This window comes from Polymorphobacter megasporae, from assembly GCF_018982885.2.
GTDB lineage: Bacteria > Pseudomonadota > Alphaproteobacteria > Sphingomonadales > Sphingomonadaceae > Polymorphobacter_B > Polymorphobacter_B megasporae.
In genome coordinates, this window is the sequence record NZ_CP081849.1 from 34,207 (window position 1) to 46,849 (window position 12,643).

Sequence of the window (12,643 nt, forward strand, 5' to 3'; positions counted from 1 at the left end):
CGCGTCCGCGCTGGTGCCGAGGGCGGGACGCCATACCCAAGCGCGGCCGCGCACAACACGCGAAAAGCCGGTCGTTCCGTCAACTTTTGTAACTTTCCGGGCAACGGCGGCCGCCGGCCAGCGAGGGAGCGAGGGCAATGACTATCGACACCGCCTTGAACGACGGGGCCCCCGCCGGTGCGCAATCCATCGCCGAGGCGTTCCTCGCGCTTCTCAAGGCGAAGGGGGTCGACTTTCTGTTCATCAACAGCGGCACCGATTCGGCGCCGCTCGCCGAAGCCTATGCGCGTCAACCAATGTCGGGTCTCGCCTTCCCCGCGCCGGTGATCGGCACCCACGAGAATCTCGTCGTCGGCATGGCGCATGGCTATACGATGGTCACCGGACGGATGCAGGCGGCGATGGTCCATGTCAGCGTCGGCGCGGCGAACGCGGCGTGCGCGGTGATGAACGCGCGCCGCGACGAAATCCCGATGCTGTTCATCGCCGGGCGGACCCCGCTGTACGAGCACGGGCCGCTCGGTGCGCGCAGCGGCGCGATCCATTGGGCGCAGGAGATGTACGACCAAGGCGGGATGCTGCGCGAGCTGGTCAAATGGGATTACGAGCTGCGCGGCGGCATCAATGTCGACGAGGTTCTCGACCGCGCGCTGACGATCGCCGCGGCGCTCCCCGCGGGGCCGGTCTATCTGACGCTGCCGCGCGAAGTCCTCGCCGCGCCGCTCGAAGCGCCCTCGGGCGCGACCCGGATGCCGACGATCCCCGCCGCCGCTGCCCCCGACCCGGCAAGCATCGCGCGCCTCGCGGCGATGATCGCCGCGGCCGCCTGCCCGATCCTCGTCACCTCGGCCAGCGGGCGCGATCCGGCGACGGTCGCCCCGCTGGCGGCGCTGTGCGCCCGCTTCGGCATCGGCATCGTCGAGGCGAAGTCGCGCTATGTCTGCGCACCGGCCGATCACCCGCTCCATCTCGGGCAGGATGTCCACCGTTGGCTCGACGCCGCCGACCTGCTGCTCTGCGTCGAAAGCGAGGTGCCGTGGCTGCCGGGGACCGCCGAGCCGCGGGACGCAACGGCCGTGGTCCATGCCGGACCCGATCCGCTGTTCCGCGATTATCCGGTACGCAGTTTCCGCAGCGACCTGTCGATCACGACGTCGACCGCCAACCTGTTGCCGGCGCTGGCCGCCGCGCTTGCCCACGCCACGACCGACGACGACTGCGCGCGCCGCCGCGCGACGCTGCTGGCGCTGGCCGAGCGGCGCACGCGCCGCCGCGCGGAACGGCTCGCGCCGCTGCTCGCGGCCCCGCGGATGACCAAGGACTGGATGACCCACTGCCTCGCGACGACGCTGCCCGACGACGTCATCGTCGTGAACGAATATTGGGTCGACCGCGAACTCTACCCGGCACAGCGCGCGGGATCGTTCTTCATGCACAGCCCGGCGGCCGGGCTCGGCTGGGGGCTGCCGGCGGCGATCGGCGCGGCGATGGCGGCCCCCGGGCAGCCGGTCGTGTGCACCACCGGCGACGGCGCATACCTGTTCTGCAACCCGGCGGCGTGCCACCAGGCGGCGGCGATGCACGAAGCGCCGTTCCTGACGATCATCTGCAACAACGCCCGCTGGGGAGCGGTCGAGACATCGACGATCGGCCTATACCCGGCGGGCCATGCCGCGCGCGGGCCGCGACCGTCGCCGCTTAGCGACCTGTCGCCGGTTCCCGATTTCGAGCGCTACGTCGACGCGTCGGGCGGCCATGCCGAGCGCGTCGAAGACCCGCTCGCGCTGAGCGACGCAATCCGGCGCGCGCTCTACATCGTGCGTACCGAGCGCCGCCAGGTCGTGCTCAACGTCCTCTGTGCCTAATCGCGGGCGGCAGCCCTGATCCTACGGCGCGCGACCCAGAGGAACGCCGACGCGACGACCGGGGCGACGAGCATCGTCGCGAGTGCATAGCGCAGCGACTCGGCGCCAAAATGCGGCGTTAGGAGATCGCTCGCGACCCCGATGACGAGCGGCCCGATCGCGAAGGCGAGGATGTTCTGCACGATCAGCATCACCGTCGACGTGACACCGCGCTCGCTCGCCGGGACGAGCGATACCGCCAGCGCCGCGCACGGTCCGAGTCCGGTCGACAGCAGGAAGTTCATCACCGCGATGCCCACCAGCACTACCGGCAGCGTCGGTGCGAACAGGAACACCGCATAGGCCGGGATCGCCAGCGGCAACGCGACCATCGGCACGATCAGTCCGGCCCAGCGATTGCCGCTGCGCTTGATCAGCCGCGTCGCCAGCAGCCCAGCGCAGATTCCGCCGGTGATGCCGCCGATCACCGCTGGCCCCCCGACCAAAGCGCCGACCTCGGCCAGCTTGACGCCGTGCGAGCGCAAAAGGAACGCCGGCGACCAGACCGGCAGCGAGGCCAGCACCATGTTCGACGCGCCGTAGCCGAGCGCGAGCCACGGCATCCCTGGGACCGCGAGCACCGAGCGGATCGCGATCCATAGTCCGCTCGTCCGTTGAGACGCGACGACCGCGGTGCGCGGCGTCGGTCGCATTGTCAGCGCCATCAGCGTGACGAGGACCATGCCCGCCGCGCCGAAGATCTCAAACATCGTTCGCCAGCCGAGCGCGGCGGCGAGCACCCCTGCGAGGACCGAGCCGACGACGATGCCGATTCCCGAACTCGCCTGGAAGATCGAAACCATCAGCGTCCGCTTCGCCCCCGGATACAGGTCGGCGAGCAGCGACATCGCCACCGGAAACAGCGTCGCCTCGCCGATGCCGACGAGCATCCGGGTGAAGGCGAGCGAGGTGAACCCTTGCGCGAAGGTCGTCGCCGCGGTCGCGCATGACCATAAGGCGAGGCCGAGGACGAGGATCAGCCGGCGATTGCCGCGATCGACCCAGCGCGCGATGGCGAGGCCGGCGGCGAGGAAGAAGATCGAGAAGGCGAGCCCCGAAATGATGCCGATCTCGGTGTCGCTGAGCAGCAGTTCCTTGCGGATCGGCTCGATGACGATGCCGAGCAGCGCGCGGTCGGCGTAGTTGAAGACGTTGGCGAGCAGCAGCAGTGTCAACGCATAGGCGGCGAACACGCCCCCGCGCGGGACGGCTTCGCCGGCGGGCGCGGTGGCGGCGGTGCTCATGTCAGCTCCTTACGCCCACGCGACCGCGGGATGAATCGTGCCGGTGCATGGGCCAAAGCCTATCGGCACATGGCCCTCGGCGTGCGCCGTCGCGGTGATCGCCAGTGTGTCGCCATCTTCGAGCCAGAGACGCTTGGTGCCGTCGGTCAACACTGCCGGATTCGTGCCGCGCTGGTTGAACTCGGCGAGGCATGCCTTGGCTTCCTCGGCCGGACCGGAGACGGTGCCGCTCGCGAGTAGGTCGCCGGCCTCGAGCGGGGCACCGCTCGACGCCTGATGCGCGACCATCTGCGCGAGCGTCCAGAACATCGTCTCGAAGCCGGTGGTGCAGATGCGTACAGATACGGCGGTCGCGGTCGACAGGTCGGCGGTCATCGCGATTCGGATGCCGCCGGCCGCACGGTCGGCCGGGTCGAGTAGGTGCGCCGTCACCGACGGCTCGTCGCCGACGCGACCGCGTGCGGTGACGCGGAAGGGGGCGAGCGCCTCCATCGTCACGATCCACGGCGACACCGTCGTCATGAAGCTCTTGCCAAGATGCGGCCCGAGCATCGATTCGAAGAACTGGATGCCGCGCGCCGACCAGTCGTTAACGAGGCTGCAGCCGAACATCATCGCCTCGGCTGCGGCGACCGTGATCGGCACGCCGAGCGCATTGCCGCCGCGAAGCCAGACGCCGAATTCGAGCTCGTAGTCGAGGCGGCGCTCGGGCTGGAAGGCGACCTTGCCACTGCCCGGGGGGAACTCGGACTGCCCGGTCGGGCGCACCACCGGCGTGCCGCTGACCGCAACCGAACTGGCGCGGCCATTATAGCTAACCGGCAGCAAGTCGGCGCATGGCGCGATCGGGCGGCCCGAGGTCGCGGCCATCCGGCGGACATGTTCGATCGAACAGCAGAAGTCGGCGAACGCGACGGGCTTGACGGGAAGCAGCAGTTCGGCGCCCGCCATCGGCACCAGCGCGGCCTCGGCGGCGGCACGATCGGGCCCGTCGGCGCGGTACAGGTCGCTGAGCGCTGCCCGCAGCGCCGACATTGCCGCCGGCGGCTGTTCGATCAGCGGAGCGAGCGTCGGACCGGTCGCGGCGCGGGCGGTATCGCCCAACCGGTCGGCGAGCCGCGTGAGGTCGATGATCCGGTCGCCGAGCGCGACGCCACCACGCGGCGCCGTGCCGTCGGTCTTGAAGACCCCGAACGGCAGGTTCTGTACCGGGAAGTCGGTCCCGGCGATATTGGCGCTGTCGAGCCAGCTGCGCCGGGCCGGATCGTGCGTCGCGTTGAGATCAGCCATGACCGTGCTCCGCCGCGTGCTGCGCCAGCTTCTTTAGCAGCCACGGGGCGATGATGTCGCGGATCGTGCGATCGGGACCCCACCCCGCCCCAAAGCCCATGTGTGCCCCCCTCGGGTTAATCCACGCCTCTTTGGCGTCCCCGCGCTGCAACAGCAGGAGCTGGTCGGCGATCGGCACCTGACTATCCTTCGCGCCGTTCATCACCAGCATAGGCGCGCAGGGGAGGTCGATCCGGTCGTCGTTGAGCAGCGACATCCGCGGGCCGTATGCAAGAAACTCGTCGAGAGTCGTGACGCCGAATACGTTTGCCCGCGCGCCAAACAGGTCGAGCAGATATTCGCGCGTCCCGAGCGCCTTGAGCTGCCATTCGGGCTGAAAGAAATAATGGACCGCGCCGCCGTGGTTGATCGCGCCGAGCAGACGGCCCTTTTCGGCAATCGCGACGCGTGTCGCCCAGTGACCGCCCCAGCTGACCCCGCGCATGAACATCCGGGTCGAATCGACGTCGGGCCGCGTCTCCGCCCAGTCGAAGACACGGCTGAACACCCGCTCCGACCCGACGTCGCCCTTGATCGGCGACTGGCCGGTCCCCGGCATGTCCATGGCGAACACGCCGATGCCGTGCGGCATGTACGACAGCGCCTCGTCGGCGACGTTTTCCTTCCAGAAGTCGAGCCCCCCGCACTGGACCATCAGCGGGAATTGCCCCGGCCCGTCGGGCTTGCGGAGATAGCCGATGATCTCGCTGCCCTCGAACGGAATGCGCACGACCTCGAGCCGCTGCGGCAGCAGTGCGGCGTAGCGCATGTAAGCGGAGATCGCCTTTTCGTACGATGCCTGCTTGCCCGGCGTCGCGATCGTCGGGAAACGCCCCATCGTGTACGCGGCGTAGGCGCTCTGGAACAGCGTGCCCTGCGCGTCCGGTACAGCGCGGTCGGCCTCGTCGACGACGCGATCGCCGACGGCCATCCACACTTTCGCCCAGTCCTCGGGGTCGAGCGAGGTCAGCGCCGCCATCGCGGTCTGCGCATCCACCGGGCGGACGCCGCGCCCGGGGTAGCCGCCCGACGTGATCCGCTTGACGGTCTCCTGCCGCAGTTCGTCGAGCGTGCGCGGCGGCGCGATCCGCGGATCCAAGAGCGTCATGTGTCAATCCTGTTTGCGTTGCCCCGGCTTGGTGCGCCCGGGCGGGTCAATAGGGTTGCGCGAGGGCCTGCGTCGCAGCGATCGTCACGCTGGTCTGGAGTGCGCGGTCGGCACCGGCGATTTCCATCTCGCCCTGGCGCACCGAGGTCTCGACCACAAGCTTCGCCCGTTCGTAGCGCCGGTCCATGAAGGCGCGCAGCGCCGCCGCGACGTCGTCGGTCCGGGCGAGCTCGTCGGCGAGGACGAGCCCGTCCTCGACCGCGAGCCCCGCGCCGGAAGCCATGTGCGGCGTCGTCGCGTGTGCAGCATCGCCGATCAGGACGACGCGACCGAGGTACCACGGATCGGTGAGCAAAAGCCATTCGAGCGGGCGATAGTTGATCTGCGAATGCTCGCCGAGGCCGGCGCGGATCGTCGGCACGATGCCGCCGAACGGCGCCATCAGGGCGCTCAGATGCTCGATGTGCATCTTGGGCGCGAACCACGGGTTGCCGGGGACATGTTCGAGCAGGAAGACGTACATCTCATCCTGCGAGATTGGCGACATGCCAATCTTGAGCGGACCGCCGAAATAGATTTCAGCACGGTCAATTTCGGGCGGACGGTCGGCGACGATCCGCCAGCACCCCTGATCGGTGAACTTCGGTTTCGCCGCGTCGGGAAAGATCATGTTGCGCATTTTGGAAAAAATGCCGTCGGCACCGACGACCAGATCGTAGCGCGCCGTCGTGCCGTCGGTCAGCGCGACATCGACGCCGTCGTCGTCCTGATCGAGCGTGGCGACCGTCACGCCGAGTCTGACCTCGACCCCGGCGCTGCGGACGCGCGTCGACAAGATATCGTGCAGCACTGGGCGCATGACGCCGCCGCCGTACATGATCGGCGGCGACCCCGGGGGTGCAAATCTCGGTTCGCCAAGCGCCGCGCCGTCGAACCTCTTAGGGCGCATGCCGTTGTGGACGAAGCCCCGGGTCCGTATGTCGTCGAGCACCCCGAGATCGTCGAACGCGCGCAGCGACATGCCGGTGATTGTGATGCCCGCGCCGTAGACCCGCCAGTTCGGATCGGAATCGATCAGCGTCACGGCGACGCCCCGCCGGGCCAGCGCGAGCGCGGCGGTCATGCCGCCGATGCCCCCGCCGACGACCAGAACGCTATCGATCATGCTGCTGCCTTTCGCGAGAATACCAAGGTCACGCTGGTACGCACCAGAGACCCTTATCGGCGTTCGCCGTCACATGCGGAACGTTCCCCATGATGATCCGCCCGGTCCCCCACTGGTCGGTGATATCGGGCCGCATCTCGAACGTCGTCGGCACCCACGTCGCCTCGTCGACGTCCTCGAGATCGGAAGTGTATTCGACGGCGTTACCGTTGGGGGTGAGATAATAAGTGAAGGTGTTGTTGCCGGCAGTATGGCGACCGGGGCCCCAACTCAGCTTGACGCCGTCGCGCGTCATCCGCGCGAGGCCGCGCATCATCTCGTCGACCGAGCTGACATCGAAGGCAACATGGTTGAGCGCCGGCGGTCCTCCCATGATCGCGAGGCGGTGATGCGCCGGGTTGCAGCGCATGAACACCATGAACTGCCCGATCCAGTCCGACACGCGGAAGCCGAGCGCATCCTCGTAGAATTTGAGCAGGCCCTTCATGTCGGGCGAGTGCAGCACGATGTGGCTGAGGCCGACCGGGATCGCCTCCCCCGGCTTCAGTGTCCGCGCGACCCGGTTTTCGGTATCGCAAATGACCTCTATCGCACGCCCGTCGGGATCGAAGAAGCGCGCGGCATAGCCCCCCGCCGGCCCCGCGGCGGGTCCGGGTTCGGCGATCGGCGTCGCCCCGGCCGCGACCGCCTGCGCGAAGATCGCGTCGACGTCGGCGCGAGACGCGGCCGAAAAGCCGATTAGATCGGTCTTTTTCTCGTCATCCTGCCGCAACCGGACGACGAAGGGATACGCCGATCCCTCGGCGGCGAAATAGACCTTGCCGTGCGCCTCGGCGACCTCGGTCAGGCCCCAGGTCTCGCCGTAGAACTTACGTTCGGCGACGAGGTCGGGAACGGCATGGGCGATATACTGCAGGTCGCTAACCCGGGCGATTGGCATGGCATCTTCCTATGATGTGATCGTCCGGACTTTAATTCCCATACACAGGAAATACAAGTCTAGACGATCGCGATGCTATTGAAACCGCGCGCCGACGCGTACACCGAATGTCCGTGGCGCGCTCGCGACCGCCGACTGGACGTTGAGCGTCGCATTGACGTTGGACTGCGTGATCCGCCGCTTGTCCTCGATATTGTTGATGAACGCTGTCAGAAACCACCTGTCGGCATCGGGCGAGAGCGTAAGCGACGCATCGGACTGGAACGCCGCCTTGGAAATCGTCCATGGCTGGAAACTCGTTGTGGCGAAGAAGTCACCGCGCCACCGCGTGCCGACCTGACCGACGAGCTTGTAGCCATCGAGCTTGACCGTCTGCTCGACGTTGACGTTGAACGACCATTTCGGCGAGAACAGCGCCGTCTTGCCGGAGCAATCGACGTTGTACTGCGTTGTGACGGTATAGGGGCACGCGAAGTTCGGGGGCGTCGGGGCGGCAAGCGACGCCGTGAATGGATAATAATCATACTTGGCATCGAGATACTGGACGCTGCCGCCCAGTCGCGTAGTCGGCGTGGCCTGCACGTCGAAGTCGACATCGACGCCCTTGATCGTGCTGTTGCCGACGTTCGAGGTATAGAAAACCGAATTCGGCGGCGACGCGAAGTCGGTCCCGAACTGGCTGACCTGCTGGTCCTTGTACTTCCAGTAAAACCCTTCAATGTTCACCTGCACACGGTTATCGAAGAAGCGGTTCTTCGACCCGATCGTCCACGCCTGGATCGTTTCCGGCTTATAAGTTTCGCGCCCGACACCGAAGCTGAACCCGCCGGCGTGGAAGCCGGTTTCGTAGCTGGCGTAGAGCAGATTGGCCGGTGTGACCTGCCAATCGGCAGCAAGGCGGTAGGTGAACTTCTTGGTTTCGAGCGCCGAATTGATCGAGATCGGCGCATTGAGGACGAACGGCGCCGTCTGCGACCCGCCCGCCGCCGGCGGCAGGGCGAACAACGGCACCCGCGTGACCGGAATGCCGCGCGCTGTGTAGAACGCCACCAGATCGGAGGCGTTCGAAACGAGCGGGGTCAGCGGCAGATTTGGGCAGAAATCCTGCGGCGGCGCCGGGTTGCCGCAGAAAACCACATACGTATCGCTTATCCCGTTGAACCGCTTTCGGTCGTCCGTGTAACGTCCGGCGGCGGTCAAGGTCACCGTATCGGTCGCGTGGAATGCCAGCCGCCCGAATGCCGCCTTCGAATTGGTACCGGTGATGTAGTTCTGGAACGGTGTCAGCGTCAGCTGATTGATCACCGATTTGTCCTTGATGTTCTCGTCGAACAGGAACGCGCCGACGAGATAATCGACCGCCGTCCCGATCTTGCCGGCGAAGCGCGCCTCGACGGTGGTCTGTCGGCTGTGCTCGTTGATCAAGAAGGCGCGGAAGTTCGACGTCGTCGAATTCGAGTTGATCGCCGACTCACGGTATCCGGTCTGGACGGTCAGCGTCCCCAAATCGGTTTTCCAATTGGTCTCATTGGTCACGCCCCAGGCCGTATTGTCCTGCCGCGGATAGCTGTTGACGGGTTCCGACAGGCGGCCGGCCTGCGAGATGAAGCGGGTCTGGACGAATGCCTCGGTGCGCGGATCGTGAACGCCTACCGTCGGGCCGAATTGCGGTGTCGGGGTGAACACAAACGCTTTTGTCGGAAAATTATAGGCATATGTGCCGTAGACGTACGATCCCGTCCCGACACCGCCCTGATGTGAGTAATCAGCCCCGATCCGGGTCGTCAGGTTGGGCGTCAGTTCCGCCAGTGCCTGAGCGCGGAACCCGTACTCGTTCTGGTCGCCGGTGCCGTCGGACAGATAGCCGTCATGCTTGTTGTAGGTGCCCGAAAGGCGGAAGGCACCGGTGTCGCCGATCGGCAGGTTGATTGCACCGCGACCCTGGACCGCGCTGTAATTGCCGTAGCTGGCCTCGAAAGCGGCGCTCGACTCCCCGATCACCGGGTGGTTCGGAAGGACGTTGATCGCGCCGCCGGTGGCGTTGCGGCCATAGAGCGTCCCTTGCGGCCCCTTGAGCACTTCGACGCGCTGAAGATCGTAGAAGAACCCCTGAGTCGAATTCGGGCGGCCGATATAGACGCCGTCGTAGTTGAACGAGATCGCCGGGTCGCTGTACGCGTTCGCCGTTGTGTTGCCGACGCCGCGCAGGAAGAAGGTTGTGTTCGGACCGCCCGATGCGGTCGCGATGAGGGCTGGGACGACGCGCGACAGATCCTCAGCGCGGGTGACGTTTTGGCGGATTAATTCCTCGGGCTTGATCACCGCGATCGCGACCGGTGCCTTTTGCGCCGATTCGGTGGTGCGCTGCGCGGTAATGATGATGTCCTGCAGGCCGGTGGGAACCTCGTCGGACGCCGCAACCTGCTGCGGCGCTGGTGTGGTCGGCGCAGTCTGCGCCTGCCCCGATGACGCGGTGATGGCCAAAACCGACACGGACGCCAAAATAATGTGGTTCACGATTCCTCCCCCTTGCTTGGTTCTAGCGACCAATATTCCTGCGATACAGAATAGCGCGAAGGCCTGCAACTATTATTGTCAGATGTCTGTCGATCTACCATTTTCGGATCGTACCGGTTATGGTTCGCCGGAGCGGTCGGGGGAGGTTCAATGCGGCAAGCGGGTGGCGTGCGGGTCGTGGTCACAGGAGCTGCAGGCTTCATCGGCCGCGCGGTGGTCGACCGGATCGAGCGCGGCGCGCTCGGGCCCGTGACCGAGCTCCGGTTGAACGACGTCCAGGCTTTCGAGCGCCCAAGCGCGGTAGTCATCACCGGCACCTATGCCGACCCGCACGTCCGCGCGCGGCTGGTCGAGTGCGGAGTCGACGTTCTCTTCCACCTCGCGTCTTTGCCGGGCGGCGCCGCCGAGCGCGAGCCGGCGCTCGGCAGGAGCGTCAACCTCGACGGTTCGCTAGCATTGCTCAACGCCGTCGCCGGGAACGGCGCGCCGGTCGTCGTCTATACCAGCTCGATCGCGGCGCTGGGCCGGGCCGATCAAATCGTGACCGATAGCACGGCGCTTCGCCCCTCCGGCAGTTACGGCACCCACAAGGCGATGGTCGAACTCTACCTCGCCGACCTGACGCGGCGGGGCCTGGTCGACGGCCGCGCCATCCGCCCCGCCGGGATCGTCGCCCGTCCGCGCGGCGCCTATGCGGGCTTTGCGACGGCATGGATGAGCGACTTGTTCCATGCCGCGGTCGAACGCCGTGACATCGCGGTGCCGGCGCGCGCCGACTCGCACATCTGGCTGCAGAGCGTGGACGCGGTCGCCGACAATACCATCCACGCCGCGATGATGTCGGCGGCGGCGCTGGCGGCGCACCGTGCGTGGACGCTGCCCGCTACCGTCGTACGGCTCGAATCGCTCGTCGCGGCGCTGGCGAAGCGGACGGGGCACGCGCTGCGCGTCGACTATGGCGGCGGGAAGAACGACCAGCCGCCGCTCGACGCCAGCGCCGCGTTCGAAATCGGCTTCGTCAGCGACGGCAATACCGAAGCGCTGGTCGACGCGGTGATCGCGCGGATCGAGCGCGGCTAGGACAACGCTTGCCGATGGATTTTTTATTCCTTATGCAGTGAATAAAGCCGTCGAAACGGCGCGAAAGACGGGGTCAGGATCATGCAGCAATGATGGATTTGTTCGATCTTTCGGGCAGGATCGTGCTGGTGACGGGGTCGACCCGCGGCCTCGGCTATGCGATCGCCGAGGCGATGATCGCGCGCGGCGCGACCGTAATCGTCTCGAGCGAGAACGCCGCCGACACCGCCGCCGCCGCCGAGGCGCTTGGTGCAACGGGCATCGTTTGCGACGTGGCGGACGATGCCGCGATCGCTGCGCTTGTCGCGCAGACGGTCGAGCGCTTCGGCGGGATCGACATCCTCGTGTCAAACGCCGGCATCCAGGGCGGCGCGTCGGCCGATCCGCTCGACATGGCGGTGTTCGATCGCGTTATCGCAGTCAATTTGCGGTCGATGGTCGTGCTGACCAAGCATGCGCTGCCGGTGATGGCCGGGCGCGCGGGCGCGTCGGTGGTGTTGATCGCGAGCATCGCCGGCTTGCGCGGCAACGGCCGGATCGAGGGCTATGCGATGGCAAAGGCGGGAGTGGTCCAGCTCGCGCGCAACCTTGCGGTGCAATGGGGGCCGAAGGGCGTCCGCACCAACGCGATTGCCCCCGGGCTGATCGCGACGAGCTTCGCCGACCGGCTGATCAACAACAAACCGTTCATGGAAATGCGGATGCAGATGACACCGCTACGCCGCGTCGGCCAGCCGCACGAGATCGCCGGCGCGGCGGTGTTCCTCGCCGCCCCTGCCGGCGGCTTCGTCAATGGCCAGGTGATCGTCGTCGACGGCGGCACCGTGATTACCGATGGGAGCTGAGATGAAGAACTTATCGCCCGTTCGCCGCGTCGTGACCGGACACGACGCCGCCGGCAAGGCAGTCGTGATCTCCGACGATGCTTTTCTCGGCCAACCGAATCCGAATGGGACTGCTATCCTGACGACGATTTGGACGTCGACGGGGTCGCCGGTCGACAATGACGATGCCACCGACGGACGAAGCCGCAACGTCGACCTCGTCCTGCCCAGCGGATCGGTGATCCGCACCGTCGACATGTTCCCCGGCACGACCGCGCCGATGCACCGCACGAGCAGCCTCGATTACGGCATCGTGCTATCGGGTTCGATCGAGCTGATCCTCGACGACGGCGCGACGACATTGGTCGAGCCGGGCGGGATCGTCATCCAGCGCGGCACGATCCATTCGTGGCGCAACCCGAGCGCCGACACGACCGCGCGCGTCGCCTTCGTTTTGCTCGACGCCAAACCGGTGACGGTCGACGGCAAGCCGCTCGAGGACCTTCACCCGCGCCTCAACCTCAAGCCCTGA

General features: G+C 66.7%; 10 protein-coding genes. 4 read left to right on the forward strand and 6 right to left on the reverse strand.

The features are described from left to right. Positions 1-137: 137 nt before the first annotated feature. Positions 138-1,865: a thiamine pyrophosphate-requiring protein gene (locus KTC28_RS18560; protein WP_216710655.1), complete on the forward strand. Its 1,728-nt coding sequence runs from the start codon at positions 138-140 to the stop codon at positions 1,863-1,865. On the opposite strand, the gene KTC28_RS18565 is transcribed toward KTC28_RS18560, so the two are convergent. From KTC28_RS18565 to KTC28_RS18590, 6 genes are all read right to left on the reverse strand, one after another. Further along, positions 1,862-3,148 (reverse strand): spinster family MFS transporter, encoded by a 1,287-nt coding sequence (locus KTC28_RS18565; RefSeq protein WP_216710654.1) that lies wholly within the window; start codon positions 3,146-3,148, stop codon positions 1,862-1,864. The genes KTC28_RS18560 and KTC28_RS18565 overlap by 4 nt on opposite strands. A gap of 9 nt (positions 3,149-3,157) precedes the next feature. Continuing rightward, positions 3,158-4,438 (reverse strand): fumarylacetoacetate hydrolase family protein, encoded by a 1,281-nt coding sequence (locus KTC28_RS18570; protein ID WP_216710653.1) that lies wholly within the window; start codon positions 4,436-4,438, stop codon positions 3,158-3,160. After that, entirely contained in the window at positions 4,431-5,585 is a 1,155-nt protein-coding gene (locus tag KTC28_RS18575) for an alpha/beta hydrolase family protein (protein WP_216710652.1), read from the reverse strand. Before KTC28_RS18575 ends, KTC28_RS18570 begins: the two co-directional genes overlap by 8 nt. Positions 5,586-5,631: 46 nt before the next feature. Further along, a complete protein-coding gene (locus KTC28_RS18580) occupies positions 5,632-6,750 on the reverse strand; it encodes an FAD-dependent oxidoreductase (protein WP_216710651.1) in 1,119 nt (372 codons plus the stop codon). Between the two features lie 28 nt (positions 6,751-6,778). Beyond that, positions 6,779-7,690: a VOC family protein gene (locus KTC28_RS18585; RefSeq protein ID WP_216710650.1), complete on the reverse strand. Its 912-nt coding sequence runs from the start codon at positions 7,688-7,690 to the stop codon at positions 6,779-6,781. A 75-nt stretch (positions 7,691-7,765) separates the two neighbouring features. Beyond that, positions 7,766-10,207, reverse strand: coding sequence for a TonB-dependent receptor (locus tag KTC28_RS18590; protein WP_216710649.1), 2,442 nt, complete (start codon positions 10,205-10,207; stop codon positions 7,766-7,768). A 150-nt stretch (positions 10,208-10,357) separates the two neighbouring features. Between KTC28_RS18590 and KTC28_RS18595 the strand changes: the two genes are divergently transcribed. From KTC28_RS18595 to KTC28_RS18605, 3 genes are all read left to right on the forward strand, one after another. After that, positions 10,358-11,287 (forward strand): NAD-dependent epimerase/dehydratase family protein, encoded by a 930-nt coding sequence (locus KTC28_RS18595; protein ID WP_216710648.1) that lies wholly within the window; start codon positions 10,358-10,360, stop codon positions 11,285-11,287. Between the two features lie 89 nt (positions 11,288-11,376). Beyond that, the gene (locus tag KTC28_RS18600) at positions 11,377-12,132 is read left to right on the forward strand and encodes an SDR family NAD(P)-dependent oxidoreductase (RefSeq protein ID WP_216710647.1); all 756 of its coding nucleotides are present in this window, start codon (positions 11,377-11,379) and stop codon (positions 12,130-12,132) included. A 1-nt stretch (position 12,133) separates the two neighbouring features. Further along, positions 12,134-12,643 carry a cupin domain-containing protein gene (locus KTC28_RS18605; protein ID WP_216710646.1) on the forward strand — a complete coding sequence of 170 codons (510 nt, stop codon included), beginning with the start codon at positions 12,134-12,136 and terminating at the stop codon, positions 12,641-12,643.

What these genes read in the sequence shown, in the direction of transcription:
- KTC28_RS18600 (WP_216710647.1), top strand. Translation starts at nt 11,377, where the DNA reads ATGATGGATTTGTTCGATCTTTCGGGCAGGATCGTGCTGGTGACGGGG.
- KTC28_RS18570 (WP_216710653.1), bottom strand. Translation starts at nt 4,438, where the DNA reads ATGGCTGATCTCAACGCGACGCACGATCCGGCCCGGCGCAGCTGGCTC.
- KTC28_RS18560 (WP_216710655.1), top strand. Translation starts at nt 138, where the DNA reads ATGACTATCGACACCGCCTTGAACGACGGGGCCCCCGCCGGTGCGCAA.
- KTC28_RS18585 (WP_216710650.1), bottom strand. Translation starts at nt 7,690, where the DNA reads ATGCCAATCGCCCGGGTTAGCGACCTGCAGTATATCGCCCATGCCGTT.
- KTC28_RS18595 (WP_216710648.1), top strand. Translation starts at nt 10,358, where the DNA reads ATGCGGCAAGCGGGTGGCGTGCGGGTCGTGGTCACAGGAGCTGCAGGC.
- KTC28_RS18605 (WP_216710646.1), top strand. Translation starts at nt 12,134, where the DNA reads ATGAAGAACTTATCGCCCGTTCGCCGCGTCGTGACCGGACACGACGCC.
- KTC28_RS18565 (WP_216710654.1), bottom strand. Translation starts at nt 3,148, where the DNA reads ATGAGCACCGCCGCCACCGCGCCCGCCGGCGAAGCCGTCCCGCGCGGG.
- KTC28_RS18580 (WP_216710651.1), bottom strand. Translation starts at nt 6,750, where the DNA reads ATGATCGATAGCGTTCTGGTCGTCGGCGGGGGCATCGGCGGCATGACC.
- KTC28_RS18575 (WP_216710652.1), bottom strand. Translation starts at nt 5,585, where the DNA reads ATGACGCTCTTGGATCCGCGGATCGCGCCGCCGCGCACGCTCGACGAA.